Consider the following 14002-nt stretch of genomic DNA (forward strand, 5'->3'; position numbering starts at 1 on the left):
CGGGCTGACGTACGACGGAACGGGCGGCGAACGCGACGTGAGGATGGTTATGACCAGCAGCATTGGGCAGGACGAGCTTGAACTTGTGGACCGCTGGTGGCGCGCCGCAAACTATCTTTCGGTTGGGCAGATCTATCTCCGTTCCAATCCGCTGCTGCGCGAGCCGCTGAAGGCAGAGGACACCAAGTCCCGACTGCTCGGACACTGGGGCACTACGCCGGGTCTGAACTTCGTGTACGCCCACCTGAACCGCGTAATCCGCCGCGACTCCGCCGAAATGCTCTTTGTGGCAGGCCCCGGCCATGGTGGTCCCGCCGTCGTCGCCAATGCTTGGCTGGAGGGCACCTACTCGGAAATCTACGGACACGTGGGCAACGACGAGGCCGGACTGGCCGAGCTGTTCCGCCAGTTCTCCTACCCGGGCGGCATTCCCAGCCACGCCGCGCCCGAAAGTCCCGGCTCCATCAACGAAGGCGGCGAACTCGGGTATTCCCTGGCCCACGCGTACGGAGCGGTGCTGGACAACCCGCAGCTGGTCACCGCCGTCGTGATCGGCGACGGCGAGGCCGAAACCGGGCCGCTGGCCGCCAGCTGGCACTCCCACAACTTCCTGGACCCGGCCACGGACGGCGCCGTGCTGCCCATCCTGCACCTCAACGGCTACAAAATCGCCAACCCCACCGTCTTGGCCCGCATGCCCGAGGCCCAGCTGGAGCAGCTGCTGCGCGGTTACGGACATGAGCCGTATTTCGTCACTGTCAAGGACCCGGATAACACCGCGCAGGCCCACCAGGACTTTGCCGAGGCGCTCGAGCGGAGCCTCGCGGGCATCCGGGCAATCCAGGATTCCCGCAGGGCCCCCGGGACAGAGGACGCGGATATAGAAGCGCCGCGCTGGCCCATGATCGTCCTGCGCTCCCCGAAGGGCTGGACCGGCCCCCGTGAGGTGGACGGGCTGCAGGTTGAGGGGACCTGGCGGAGCCACCAGGTGCCGCTGACCGAGGTGCGCACCAACGCGGACCACCTGCGGCAGCTGGAAGAATGGCTGCAGTCCTACCGTCCGGAGGAGCTGTTCGACGGCGACGGCAGGCTCCGGCCCGAGGTCGCCGAGGCCGCGCCCACGGGAGACTTCCGCATGAGTGCCACGCCGCATGCCAACGGGGGACTGCTGCGCAAGGCACTGAAGCTGCCTGCCTACCGGGATCACGCCGTCGAGGTCAAGGAGCCGGGGACCGAACGGGTGAGCCCCATGATCACCCTGGGTTCGTGGATGCGCGACGCCATCTCGCTGAATATGGAAACCTTCCGGCTCTTTGGCCCGGACGAAACTGCGTCCAACCGCCTGCAGAACGTCTATGAGGTCACCGACAAGGTGTGGCAGCACAGGATTGACGACGCCGACGAGCACCTCGCGCGGTCCGGCCGGGTGATGGAGGTGCTCAGCGAACACCTGTGCCAGGGCTGGCTGGAAGGCTACCTCCTGACAGGCCGGCATGGGGTGTTCAGCTGCTACGAGGCCTTCATCCACATTGTCGATTCCATGTTCAACCAGCACGCCAAGTGGCTGAAGGTGCACCGCAAGCTGCCCTGGCGGCAGCCGGTGTCCTCCTTGAACTACCTGCTGTCCTCGCATGTGTGGCAGCAGGACCACAACGGGTTTTCCCATCAGGACCCGGGGTTTATCGACCATGCCGTGACCAAGAAGGCCGAGGTCATCCGGGTGTACCTGCCGCCGGATGCCAACACACTGCTGTGCGTCATGGCTCATTGCCTGGAATCCACGGATTACGTGAACATCGTGGTCAGCGGGAAGCAGCCCTCACCCACCTGGCTGGGGCCTGCCGACGCCGCCAACCACTGCCGCCGCGGCCTGGGGATTTGGGAGTTCGCCGGGTCCGAGGTGCAGGGGGAGGAGCCCGACGTCGTCCTTGCCTGTGCCGGCGATGTGCCGACGGTGGAAACTGTCGCCGCCGCTGAACTGCTGCGCGGGGGCGTGCCGGGGCTCAAAGTCAGGGTGGTGAACGTGGTGGACCTGATGCGGCTGCAGGACGAGAGCGAGCACCCGCACGGGCTGCCGTCCCGGGACTTCGACGGGATCTTCACCAACGACAAGCCCATCATCTTCGCCTACCACGGCTACCCTTCCCTGATCCACCGGCTTGCCTACCGCCGCACCAACCAGGAGGGCCTGCACGTTCGCGGCTACAAGGAAGAGGGAACAACCACCACCCCCTTCGACATGGCCATGCTCAACGGCATCGACCGGTTCCAGCTGGCCATTGACGCGATCGACCGCGTGCCCGGTCTGGCGGAGAAGCACTCACTCCTGCGCCAGGACCTGCAGGACCGGCGGATCCGGGCGCGGGAGCATACCAGGACGGACGGTGAGGACCTGGAGGACATCCGGAACTGGAAGCGGGGCGGCTGACCTCCTAGCCCTCCTCGCCGGGCAGTTCGTCCAGCCGGCATGACGGCAGGTGGATCCAGCCTTCACTCCGCGCCGCACCCGCCTGCGCCTCATCGGGCAGGAGCGTCCGACGGCGGGCGGCGGCCCGGGCGGTAAGGGAAGCGACGACGGCGTCAAAGAGATCGTCCGAAGCGGCGAGTTTGTCCTCGTGCCCCGCCAGGTCCAGCCAGGGTGCCTGCGCCTTGAGGTTGGCAAGGAGCAGGCTGAGCAGTTCGGCTTCGGCGCTGCCGCGGCCCTTGTAGCCGCGGCCGCTGAGCCCCCAGATTTTCAGGGAGGCAGCGGGGTAGACCTCCGCCAGGCGTCCGGAGCCGTCGCGGGGTTGGGGTCCGTGGAGCGCTGCGATCCTGGCCTGGATCACTGCGCACCTCATGGCCGGATGCGCCAAGCGGTCGGCGGACACGCTCAGGGGAATGAGTCCTGTGTGTGCGGTGGTGAACCGATCCGTGTCGCGGTAGGCCAGGAGGCGCCGCCCGGCTATGCCGTCGTGCGCCAGGACTGGTCCGGCGTCGAAGTTCAGGTGCCCGGTGAGGAAGGGCAGCAGCGCGTCCGGCCAGCCCACCGGGCAGTCGATGCCCGTCATGCCGGCAGCCCCGAACAGGTCCACGATCTCCTGGTCATCCACGCCGAGTGCAAGGTGCGCCAGCCGGGCAGAGCCATGGTCCCACTCGAGCACGGCCACCGCAGTTTTCTTTGTGGCCGCGGCAAGGTCAACGCCCAAAGTCCTCATGGCTATTCCACGCCGCCAGACGAGAGCTTTTGTCCAGATATGCGGAGTTTGCCGCACTGGAAGCCTGCATATCCGGACAAAAACTCCAAGGGGTCAGACGGCGCTGTACGTGAGCACACCCGGAACCCCGCCCTCATCGCCAAGCGAGTCTCCCCGCGCGAAACCCGCCCAGAGGCTGCGCAGCTGCCGCCCGGCTGCGTCGACGTCGTCCCAGCGGGCGCCGGCAATCAGACCTACCCCGTCCCAGGTGTTCCTGTTGCCGAAGAGAAGGGGCAGATCAATGGTGTGGGCAGCGCCGAAGATGTTTCCCGGGGCATGCCAGTGCAGGACGTAACGGTGGGCTTCCCCTCCCGCCCGGGCATGCCGGCGGGTGAATTTCCGGGCTGCCCTGCCGTAGACGGTTTCGGTGACCACCCAGTTGATGGCCCGCAGCGCCGCGTTGCCCACCACGGGAATTTGCCCGAGCCGCTTCAGGTGCGGGCTCCGGGGCAGGAACAGCCGGGCTTCTTCGGCCGTATGCCCGATCAGCACCTCGATGCCGGGAGCGGAGCGGTTCCATGCTGCTTCAATGTCTGATTCCTCCGGCAGCGGCGCGTGTCCGTACTGCGTCCCGAAAGGCATGGCAGCCAGCATGCCGAACTTCCGGGCCACCTGCGCCACGTGGTCCTCCAGCTCCACCACTTCCATGGCAGGAGTTTCCCCGGTGACCCCCTCGGCCGCGATCCCCGTGGCATGGTTCATCCGGGCCCTGCCCCTCGAAATGCCCAACGGCGCGCTTTGAATGATCGCGCGCTGAAAGAGCGAGGGTGCTTCCGGCGTCGCCATCAGGTGGGCAATCGCGTCCCCGCCGGCGGACTGGCCAAAGGCGGTCACCCTGGCGGGGTCGCCGCCAAACGCAGCGATGTTCCGCTGCACCCAGCGGAACGCCTCCAGCTGGTCCAGGAGGCCCAGGTTTCCGGGCCTGCCGGTCCGGGTGGCCAGGAACCCGAACAACCCCAGGCGGTAGGTCACGGAAACAACGATCACCCGGTTCTCAGTCACCAGCACAGCCGGATCAAAGATGGCGAGGTCCCCGGAGCCCGTGGTGTAGGAGCCGCCGTGGATCCACACCATGACGGGCAGCTGCTCACCGTCGGCAAGGTCGGCAGGCATGGTGACGGACAGGTTCTGGCAGTCCTCGCTGCCGGGAAGTTCGCCATAGCGGGTGCCCAGGACGTTGTCGAGGAAGGGAACGGGTCCCTGCGGGCAGGCGGGAGCGGGCGAGGTAGCGGCAAACGACGCTGTCCAGTCCGCTGCAGGGACGGGAGGCTGGAAACGCGCAGCGGTTGCATAGGGGATGCCGGTTGCCCGGATAACCGCCCCGTCCCGCCAACCGGTGACGGGACCGCAGGGCGGGGAAAAGGAGGGCAGGGTGAAGGTTGACGCGGAGTTCACGCACCTAGGCTTTTACATCTGGACTCTTAAACCACGACGGCGGGTGCCCGGCTCTTCCGAACCAGCCACCCGCCGCCGCTGGGTGGGCCCACGCCGTCAGGGTTCCCGGACCGAGCGAAGCGAGGTGAGGGGACGGTGGGTGGGCCCACGCCGTCAGGGTTCCCGGACCGAGCGAAGCGAGGTGAGGGGACGGTGGGGATTAGTGGCCCGTGGGCACGTAACGCTTGATTGAAGCTTCCAGTTCGGCTTCGGCTGCGGCGCGGTCGCCCCAGCCCTCGGCCTTGACCCACTTGCCCGGCTCCAGGTCCTTGTAACGGGTGAAAAAGTGTTCGATTTCCTTGATCAGGAACTCGTTGACGTCGCTGACTTCCTGGATGTGGTCAAAGCGTGCATCCACGGGGACGCAAAGGATCTTGGCGTCTCCGCCGCCGTCGTCGGTCATGTTGAAGACGCCGATGGGGCGGGACTCGACGATGACGCCGGGGTGCAGGTCGAAGTCCTGCAGCAGCACCAGCGCGTCCAGCGGGTCGCCGTCCTCGCCGAGGGTGTTCTCGAAGTATCCGTAGTGCGTCGGGTACTGCATGGCGGTGAAGAGGACGCGGTCCAGGCGGACGCGGCCGGTCTCGTGGTCAACTTCGTACTTGACGCGCGATCCCTTGGGAATTTCGATGGTCACGTCATGCTTCATGGAATGCTCCTCGGCAATTTGCAGGGGTTCGCGGCACCTTTGACGGGCAACAAAAAGGACTGTCAGTGCCGCCGACTATTATTGAGGATATAGCGAGAGGCCCTGGAATCAGGAACTTGTGGGGATATTTCAGGACTTGAGGACCGGCACCGGCATGACCACAACAAGCGGCAAGGATCAGTGGGTTGCCCGTGCGCGGCAGGCGGTGCGGAGGGCAGGCGCCAGCCTGCGGAGGGTCTGGCCCTCCGTCCTGCTGACGGCGCTCCTGCTCGTCCTGGCCGTGCCGGCGGCGCTGCTGGTGGCCCCGGGTTTCCTGGGCCCCGAACCTCCCGCCCCCGCTCCGTCTGCACCTGCGTGGCAGCAGGCCCCCGCCACGCTCTCCGCCCATGAAGGCTTTCCCGCCCTGAGTGCTTCCGCCGACCTCCCAGCGCAGGCGGCCCTCACTGCGCAGCTGGACCCGCTCTTGAAGGCCGACGGCGGTGGAGACTTTACCGGGCTGGTGCAGGATGCACTGACCGGCCAGGTCCTGTTCGACCGCGGCGGTTCCGAGAGCCGGGTTCCGGCGTCCAACATGAAGCTGCTGACCGCAGTTGCCGCCCTGCGGACACTGGGTCCCGAGCACCGCTTCACCACCAGCGTGGTTACGGGACCAGCCCCTGGACAGGTGGTGCTGGTGGGCGGCGGCGACGTCCTCCTTGGTGCTGGCGGGTCGAACCGGGAGCAGGTGCTGGGCCAGGCCGGCCTGGCCACCCTTGCTGCGGAAACAGTGGCCGCTCTGCAATCAGAGGGAACGGCCGGTGAGATTAAAGTCCTGGTGGATGACTCTCTCTTTTCCGGCCCCGCGCTGAACCCGGCGTGGGAGAGCGGCGATGTGGCAGCGGGCGAGGTGGCGCCGGTGTTCCCGCTGGCGCTGAATTCAGCCCGTTACGATCCTGCCGTCACCACGGGTCCCCGTCCCCAGGATTCGGCGATGACCGTGGCGGGGGAATTCGCTGCCCGGCTGCGGGAGGCAGGCGCCGCTGCGGGACTCACCGTGGCGGCCGCCGTCGAACGTTCACCGGAGCCTGCCGCGGCAACAAATCCGCCGACAGACAGGCCTGAAGGTGAGGGTTCCACTGGGGTGCCAGTGCTCGCCGACGTGCAGTCCGCCACCGTCGCGGAGCAGGTGAACCTGATGCTGCGGGACTCCGACAACTACTTGGCGGAAGCCCTGGGCCGGCTGACGGCACTCGCCGAGGGCCTGCCGGCCAGCAACGACGGCGCCACGGCCGCCGTCCGCGCGCAGCTCATCGAAGCCGGCCTCGCCGCAGGCCCAGTCCAACTGGTGGACGTGTGCGGGCTGGCGATGGGCAACCAGGTCCCGGCGCGTCTCTTCTCCGAGGTGGTCCGACTCATCACCACCGGTACGGACACCAGGCTCCGCGCTGCCCTGGACGGATTCCCGGTGGCCGGCCTCACCGGCACGCTGGACACACGGTATGGAGGCGAGGCCACCGCAGCGGGAGCAGGGCTGGTGCGAGCCAAGACCGGCACGCTGAACACTGTGCTTGCGCTCAGCGGCTACGTGGTGGATACGGACGGCAGGCTCCTGGTCTTTTCGTTCATCGGCAACGGACTCACTCCCGGAGCAGCAGGAAACAAGGAAGCGCTGGACCGGGCCGCCACCGTGCTCGCCGGCTGCGGCTGCCGGTAGGTGTCGCGTTCGCTGACCACCATCGGCAGTAGTGGTTCGCCGGTCAGCGAACTTAAGGACTATCTCCAGCTCTCTGTGTTCTGATGGGACCATGGAGCCCACACGCGAGTCGTCAACCCAGACGTTGTCCGCCACGGCGCAGTCCCTGATCAACTGGGACCTCGCCGCCTCCACCGCCGCCCGCCTGGCCCCCGCCGGGCCGGCACTCAACCAGGCCGCCATCAGCGAGGCCGTGGACAGCCTGCGCCGGCTGGCCGACGTCTGCGTGGAGCACGTGCACCACATCACGGGACTGGAAGCGGCGCGGGACCTCCGCGACTCCACCGTGCTGGTGGTGGACCGGGCGTCCTGGGCCAAGGCCAACACCCAGAGCTTCGCAGTGATGCTCAAGCCCGCCATGGAAAAGATGGTGGAAAACCGGCATGGCACCCTCAGCCCCACCGCCGCCAGCGTCAGCGGGGCCATCACCGGCAGCCAGCTCGGCGCCGTCCTGGCATTCCTGGCGAGCAAGGTTCTGGGCCAGTACGATCCCTTCGCTGCCCTCGCCGAAGGCTCCAACGCACCGTCCGGCGGCAGGCTCCTGCTCGTGGCACCCAACATCGTGGCCGTCGAGCGCGAACTCAACGTCACCCCCGAGGATTTCCGCCTCTGGGTATGCCTGCACGAGCAGACCCACCGCGTCCAGTTCGCTGCGGCCCCCTGGCTGCGGCAGCACATGCTCGAACAGATCGACCAGCTCAGCGTCCACCTCCTGGGTAATGTTGATTCGCTGATGGAGCGGGCCACCGCGGCCGCCCGCTCCCTGAAGGACCGGACCGCCTCCGGCACTACGCCCGGCCGCGGCGCAATCCTGGACCTCCTTCAGGATCCCGAAGAGAAGGCCGCCATTTCCCATCTGACCGCCGTGATGAGCCTCCTCGAAGGCCACGCCAACGTGGTGATGGACGCGGTGGATGCCAGCATCATCCCTTCGGTGAAAACCATCCGGCAGCGGTTCAATGACCGCGGCAAGGACCGCGGCGTGATCGAGAAGTTCATCCGCAACCTCCTGGGGCTGGACGCAAAAATGCGGCAGTACTCGGACGGCGCCAGGTTCGTTCGTGCCGTGGTGGATGTGGCGGGCATGGAAGGCTTTAACAAGGTCTGGGAGTCTGCAGACACTCTGCCTACGGAGCCGGAGATCCACGACGCCAAGTTGTGGCTTGAGCGGATGGGACACTGATTGCCGCACAGCACATCACCTGACGCGGCGTCCGCCGTACCTGGCGCCACTTCCAACGGCGGTCGCCTTGGCATGGACAACAGTGTGCCCAGCGGCCGGCGGCGGCCCGGAAGGCTGGCCCCCGTCGTCGGCACGGCCCGCAAAGCATTGCAGGAGGCCCTGGCCCGGGCGGGCTATCCGCGGCATGTCCTGGTTGCCTGCAGCGGGGGCCCGGACTCCCTGGCCCTGGCCGCAGTGGCCGCGTACTTCGCCCGGCGGGGCCACGTTGACGGGCATCCGGTAACAGTGGGCGCGGTGGTGGTGGACCACCAGCTGCAGGAAGGGTCTGCCCGGGTGGCAGCGAAAACGGGGGAGGTCCTGCGGGACTTGGGCCTGGCCCCCGTGGAGGTCCGGGCCGTCACCGTGGCAAGCGCCGGCATGGGTCCGGAGGCAGCCGCCCGGGAAGCCCGGCACGAAGCGCTGGAAGCCGCCGCCGCCGCGCAGGGTGCGGATGCCATCCTGCTGGGGCACACCCTGGACGACCAGGCTGAGCAGGTGCTGTTGGGCCTCGCCAGGGGCTCCGGCACCCGATCCCTCGCCGGGATGAGGCCCGCCCGCGGAAAGCTGTTGCGACCCTTCCTCGGGCTCCGCCGGGCGGACACTGAAGAGATCTGCGCGGTGGAGGAGCTGAAGCCCTGGCACGATCCCACCAATGCGGACCCGTCCTTCGCACGTTCGCGCACCCGCGTCGAAGTGCTCCCGCACCTGGAGGAAAAACTGGGTCCCGGGGTCGCCGAATCGCTCGCCCGGACCGCGTCAATCCTGCAGCTGGACGCCGACTACCTCGAGGAAGTGGCGGAAAGCACCTTCGCTGCGCTCACGGAGCGGAACGGCCGGGAACTGAGCCTTCGCGAGGAGTCGTTGCGCGCCCTGGCCCCTGCCATCAGGTTCCGGGTCCTTGCCAAGGCAGCGGCCGACGTCGGAGGCCAGCAGCCCAGTTACCAGCGCCTTCTGGCGGCGGAGGCGCTGCTGCGGCGGCAGGGATCCGCAGGTCCCGTTGAACTGCCCGGCGGAGTGCGCGTCTACCGGCTCTCGCTGGCAGAGCTCGAAGCAGCCGAGGCAACAGGCCGCCAGGCGGCGGCTGATAAAGCAGAGCCCGTTCCCCGCGAGGGGGCGCGCTGTGGGAAGCTAGTATTCCGGCCCCAAAAGCCGTCCGCAAAATAGTCGCACCCCGCATCTACACAGGAGCCATTGGTGGATTCAAACGACGTCCAGGCAGACCTCAAGCACGTTCTCTACACCAAGGAACAGATCCAGCAGCGGATTACCGAACTCGCTGCCCAGATCGACAAGGACTACGAGGGCCGCGAAATCCTGATCGTGGGTGTGCTCAAGGGTGCAGTGATGGTCATGGCCGACCTGGCCCGGGCGCTCCACAGCCACATTTCCATGGACTGGATGGCGGTGTCCTCCTACGGCTCAGGCACCCAGTCCTCCGGAGTTGTCCGCATCCTGAAGGACCTGGACACGGACCTGATGGGCAAGGACGTGCTGATCGTCGAGGACATCATCGATTCCGGCCTTACCCTGTCCTGGCTCAAGACCAACCTGGAATCCCGCGGCACGGCGTCGGTGGAGATCTGCACCGCCTTCCGCAAGCCGACCGCCGCGAAGGTGGAGATCGACGTTAAGTACGTGGGCTACGACATCCCCAACGAGTTCGTGGTGGGCTACGGCCTGGACTACGCCGAGAAGTACCGCAACCTGGACTTCGTGGGTACCCTGGCGCCGCACGTTTACGAGTAGGCTGCACCCTCCGGCCTTGGGCAGGACCATTGGCATCAAGGATGTGGCACTGGTGGCCGGAGTTTCCGTCACCACCGTTGCGCATGTCCTGGACGACGCCGCGTACGCGCGGGTCAGTCCCGAGACGCGCAGCAGGGTTAAAACCGCTGCACAACAGCTGGGGTACGGTCCCAATCGGCTGGCACAGGCGCTGCGGAGCCGGCGCAGCGGAATCCTCGGACTGGTGAGTGAGGATATTGCCACCACTCCGCACGCCGGCCGGATCATCCTGGGCGCGGACAAGGCCGCCAGGGCCCGGGGCTACACGCTGATGGTTATCAACACCTCCGGGACGGCGAGCAGCACGTCCCGGGAGTCGGACGTTCAAGCGCTCCTGGAGCGGCAGGTGGACGGCATCCTCTACACCACGATGTACCACCGCACGGTGCAGGCCCCGCCGGCCTGGCAATGGTCCCGGCAATCCTGGTGGACGCCGTCAGCCCCGGCAACGGCCTGGCCTCCGTGGTGCCGGACGAGTACGGCGGTGCCCGCACCGCCGTCGATATCCTCCTCAACGCCGGGCACACGCGCATTGCTTTCCTGAACAACACAGAGGACGTGCTGTCCACCGACGGGCGGCTGCGGTTTCCGGGACGCCCTCACCAGCGCCGGGCTCGACGGCGGCGCAGCGCCTGTGGAGGCAGCGGCGTCGGACGCGCGGGGCGGCTACGAAGCGGCCCGCCGGATCCTCGCTGGCAGCAACCCGCCCTCGGGCCTGTTTTTCTGCTACAACGACAGAATGGCGATGGGGGCGTACCGGGCGGCGGCGGAGCTGGGCCTCTCAATTCCGGCGGACCTCTCCGTGGTGGGGTTCGACGACCAGGAACTTATTGCCGCCGGCCTTTACCCAGGCCTCACAACCGTGGCGCTGCCGCATTACGGGATGGGAGCGTGGGCAGCTGAAAGGCTGGTGGGCATGGTTGAAGGAAAGCTTCCGGCAGATCACAAGGGGCCGGAGCCGGCGCTCTTGCCATGTCCAGCCGTGATCAGGGAATCCGTCGCCGGGCCGCGCGACTAAAATTAAAGGCATAGAACTTGCTGCGCGAAGCGGGCTGGGCGCCGCGGCACCGGGGAGTTGCAGGGCTACGCCCACAGGGAACTTTTGCCTTCCATCATGCGTGATCTACTCCGGACGGTGTATAGCTAGAAGCTGACGCAGCACCATCACGCGCGCAGACTACTCGCCGTGAAGCACTACCAGAAGGGACGGGGCCAGCCCCCGAACAGATGAAAGCTAAGAACTTCTTCAAAGGCCCAGGCATCTGGATCGTCGTCGTGGTCGGTCTGCTCCTGGTGGCCTTTGCAACGCTGGCCCCCGGCGGTGCGGCACGGATCGATACTGACAAGGGCCTTGAACTGCTTGCCGGCAACGACGTCGAACAGGCAAAGATCTTCGACGGCGAGAACCGCGTTGACCTCACCCTGAAGGACAACCTGCAGCTGGACGGCCAGGACAAGGGCAAGAGCGTCCAGTTCTTCTTCGTGGACGCCCGCGCGGAGGACGTGGTCAAAGCCGTGACCGACGCCAAGCCGGCCCAGGGCTACACCGACCAGCCCATCGAGAGCAACTGGTTCTCCGGCCTGCTTTCCCTCCTGATCCCCGTTATCCTCCTCGGCGCGCTGTTCTGGTTCCTCATGACCCGCATGCAGGGCGGCGGCTCCAAGATCATGCAGTTTGGCAAGTCCAAGGCCAAGATGGTCAGCAAGGACATGCCGCAGGTGACGTTTGCGGACGTCGCAGGATCCGACGAAGCCGTAGAAGAACTCCAGGAGATCAAGGAATTCCTCCAGGAGCCCGCCAAGTTCCAGGCCGTGGGCGCCAAGATCCCCAAGGGCGTGCTGCTGTACGGCCCTCCCGGCACAGGTAAGACCCTCCTGGCCCGCGCCGTTGCGGGTGAAGCCGGCGTTCCCTTCTTCTCCATCTCCGGCTCGGACTTCGTGGAAATGTTCGTCGGCGTGGGCGCCTCCCGTGTCCGCGACCTCTTTGAGCAGGCCAAGGCCAACTCCCCGGCCATCATCTTTGTTGACGAAATTGACGCTGTAGGCCGCCACCGCGGTGCCGGCATCGGCGGCGGCAATGACGAGCGCGAGCAGACCCTCAACCAGCTCCTGGTGGAGATGGACGGCTTCGACGTCAAGACCAATGTCATCCTTATCGCAGCCACCAACCGTCCCGACGTGCTGGACCCCGCGCTGCTGCGCCCGGGCCGCTTCGATCGCCAGATCGGTGTGGAGGCTCCGGACATGATCGGCCGGGACCAGATCCTGCAGGTGCATGCAAAGGGCAAGCCGATGGCGCCCGGCGTGGACCTGAAGGCCGTGGCCAAGAAGACCCCCGGATACACCGGCGCGGACCTGGCCAACGTCCTGAACGAGGCCGCGCTGCTGACGGCACGCTCCAACGCAAACCTGATTGATGACCGGGCGCTGGATGAAGCCATCGACCGCGTCATGGCCGGCCCGCAGAAGCGCAGCCGCGTCATGAAGGAGCACGAGCGCAAGATCACTGCCTATCACGAAGGCGGCCACGCCCTGGTGGCGGCAGCGCTGCGGAACTCCGCCCCGGTCACGAAAATCACCATCCTGCCCCGCGGCCGGGCCCTGGGCTACACCATGGTGGTCCCGGACAACGATAAGTACTCGGTGACCCGCAACGAGCTCCTGGACCAGATGGCGTATGCCATGGGCGGCCGCGTCGCCGAAGAGATCGTCTTCCATGACCCGTCCACCGGTGCGTCCAACGACATCGAGAAGGCCACCGGCACCGCACGCAAGATGGTCACCGAATACGGCATGAGTGAGCGCGTTGGCGCTGTCCGCCTGGGCCAAGGCGGCGGCGAGCCGTTCCTGGGCCGCGACGCCGGCCACGAGCGCAACTACTCGGACCAGATTGCCTACGTGGTGGACGAGGAAGTGCGCCGCCTCATCGACCAGGCCCATGACGAGGCCTACGCCATCCTCACCGAGAACCGCGACGTCCTGGACCGCCTTGCCCTGGAGCTGCTGGAACGCGAAACCCTGAACCAGGCTGAGATCGCCGACATCTTCAGGGACATCCGCAAGCGCGATTTCCGGGAAGTCTGGCTGTCCAAGGAGACCCGCCCGGTGCAGATGGCCGGCCCGGTTGAGTCCTCCCGGGAAAGGGCCGAGCGCGAAGCCCAGGAAGAGGCCAGGAAGGCCCGCTTGGACGAGCCTCTGGACGCGAACCCCCCGCACCCGCAGGGTGTTCCGGAGGGTGCGCCTTTCAAGGGCGGGGTCACCGACTCGGGGCCCGACGCCCTCCGCGGCTAAGCTTTCATACGTGACCCACTTCGACGACGACGACGTTCCCGCCTCCGCCGGCTACCCGGCGGAGGGCGGCGCCCACCATCCAAAGCACCAGAAAGTGGACCGGCCCCGGATCGAGGCGGCCGTCCGTGAAATCCTCCTGGCCATCGGCGAGGACCCGGACCGCGGCGGCCTCATTGATACCCCTAAGCGGGTGGCCAAGGCGTACGCAGAGGTGTTCGCCGGGCTGCACCACGACCCCGCGGACGTCCTGTCAACCACCTTCGACCTGGACCATGAGGAACTGGTCCTGGTCAAGGACATCCCGTTCTACTCCACCTGTGAGCACCACCTGGTGCCGTTCCACGGGACCGCCCACGTGGGCTACATCCCCTCGCATGACGGAAAGGTCACCGGGCTGAGCAAGTTGGCCCGGCTCGTGGACATCTACGCACGCCGCCCGCAGGTCCAGGAGCGGCTCACCACGGATATTGTTGAAGCGCTGGTCCGCCACCTCAAGCCGCGTGGCGCGATCGTCGTTATCGAATGCGAACACATGTGCATGTCAATGCGCGGTATCCGCAAGCCCGGAGCGAAGACCGTCACCAGCGCGGTCCGCGGGCAGCTGCATGACCCGGCCACCCGCGCCGAAGCCATGAGCCTCATCCTCGGAAGGTAAC

10 protein-coding genes and 1 pseudogene are annotated in these 14002 nt (G+C 66.8%); 8 read left to right on the plus strand and 3 right to left on the minus strand.

The window, feature by feature from the left end; all coding sequences use genetic code 11:
- The first annotated feature begins 49 nt into the window (after positions 1 to 49).
- Positions 50 to 2428: a phosphoketolase gene (locus tag FDW81_RS02170; RefSeq protein ID WP_138132484.1), complete on the plus strand. Its 2379-nt coding sequence runs from the start codon at positions 50 to 52 to the stop codon at positions 2426 to 2428.
- Positions 2429 to 2432: 4 nt separating this feature from the next.
- Here FDW81_RS02170 and FDW81_RS02175 read toward each other — a convergent pair whose 3' ends face one another.
- The 3 genes from FDW81_RS02175 to FDW81_RS02185 form a co-directional block, all read right to left on the minus strand.
- Entirely contained in the window at positions 2433 to 3194 is a 762-nt protein-coding gene (locus FDW81_RS02175) for a DUF429 domain-containing protein (protein ID WP_138132485.1), read from the minus strand.
- A gap of 93 nt (positions 3195 to 3287) precedes the next feature.
- Positions 3288 to 4628 (minus strand): carboxylesterase family protein, encoded by a 1341-nt coding sequence (locus FDW81_RS02180; protein ID WP_240719848.1) that lies wholly within the window; start codon positions 4626 to 4628, stop codon positions 3288 to 3290.
- A 199-nt stretch (positions 4629 to 4827) separates the two neighbouring features.
- A complete protein-coding gene (locus FDW81_RS02185) occupies positions 4828 to 5316 on the minus strand; it encodes an inorganic diphosphatase (RefSeq protein ID WP_013599443.1) in 489 nt (162 codons plus the stop codon).
- Between the two features lie 154 nt (positions 5317 to 5470).
- Here FDW81_RS02185 and FDW81_RS02190 point away from each other — a divergent pair, with 154 nt between their 5' ends.
- The 7 genes and pseudogenes from FDW81_RS02190 to folE all read left to right on the plus strand — a co-directional run bounded on the left by FDW81_RS02190 (position 5471) and on the right by folE (position 14001).
- On the plus strand, positions 5471 to 7009 hold the full coding sequence (locus tag FDW81_RS02190) for a D-alanyl-D-alanine carboxypeptidase/D-alanyl-D-alanine-endopeptidase (RefSeq protein WP_138132486.1): 1539 nt from the start codon (positions 5471 to 5473) through the stop codon (positions 7007 to 7009).
- Positions 7010 to 7100: 91 nt separating this feature from the next.
- Positions 7101 to 8231 carry a zinc-dependent metalloprotease gene (locus tag FDW81_RS02195; RefSeq protein WP_138132487.1) on the plus strand — a complete coding sequence of 377 codons (1131 nt, stop codon included), beginning with the start codon at positions 7101 to 7103 and terminating at the stop codon, positions 8229 to 8231.
- Positions 8232 to 8303: 72 nt separating this feature from the next.
- A complete protein-coding gene (tilS, locus tag FDW81_RS02200) occupies positions 8304 to 9434 on the plus strand; it encodes a tRNA lysidine(34) synthetase TilS (protein WP_171027081.1) in 1131 nt (376 codons plus the stop codon).
- A 30-nt stretch (positions 9435 to 9464) separates the two neighbouring features.
- Entirely contained in the window at positions 9465 to 10016 is a 552-nt protein-coding gene (gene hpt, locus FDW81_RS02205; RefSeq protein ID WP_041651844.1) for a hypoxanthine phosphoribosyltransferase, read from the plus strand.
- Positions 10017 to 10059: 43 nt separating this feature from the next.
- Positions 10060 to 11073: pseudogene (locus FDW81_RS02210) on the plus strand (LacI family DNA-binding transcriptional regulator).
- A gap of 209 nt (positions 11074 to 11282) precedes the next feature.
- Positions 11283 to 13346, plus strand: a complete 2064-nt coding sequence (gene ftsH / locus FDW81_RS02215) for an ATP-dependent zinc metalloprotease FtsH (RefSeq protein WP_138132488.1) — start codon at positions 11283 to 11285, stop codon at positions 13344 to 13346.
- Between the two features lie 10 nt (positions 13347 to 13356).
- Complete coding sequence (folE, locus tag FDW81_RS02220) at positions 13357 to 14001, plus strand: GTP cyclohydrolase I FolE (protein ID WP_138132489.1); 645 nt, start codon at positions 13357 to 13359, stop codon at positions 13999 to 14001.
- Position 14002 lies beyond the last annotated feature (1 nt).

The organism is Pseudarthrobacter sp. NamB4 (assembly GCF_005796185.1).
GTDB lineage: Bacteria > Actinomycetota > Actinomycetes > Actinomycetales > Micrococcaceae > Arthrobacter.

Coding starts and splice junctions, on each gene's coding strand:
- FDW81_RS02170 (WP_138132484.1), top strand. CDS start 50: ATGACCAGCAGCATTGGGCAGGACGAGCTTGAACTTGTGGACCGCTGG.
- FDW81_RS02175 (WP_138132485.1), bottom strand. CDS start 3,194: ATGAGGACTTTGGGCGTTGACCTTGCCGCGGCCACAAAGAAAACTGCG.
- FDW81_RS02185 (WP_013599443.1), bottom strand. CDS start 5,316: ATGAAGCATGACGTGACCATCGAAATTCCCAAGGGATCGCGCGTCAAG.
- FDW81_RS02190 (WP_138132486.1), top strand. CDS start 5,471: ATGACCACAACAAGCGGCAAGGATCAGTGGGTTGCCCGTGCGCGGCAG.
- FDW81_RS02195 (WP_138132487.1), top strand. CDS start 7,101: ATGGAGCCCACACGCGAGTCGTCAACCCAGACGTTGTCCGCCACGGCG.
- tilS (WP_171027081.1), top strand. CDS start 8,304: ATGGACAACAGTGTGCCCAGCGGCCGGCGGCGGCCCGGAAGGCTGGCC.
- ftsH (WP_138132488.1), top strand. CDS start 11,283: ATGAAAGCTAAGAACTTCTTCAAAGGCCCAGGCATCTGGATCGTCGTC.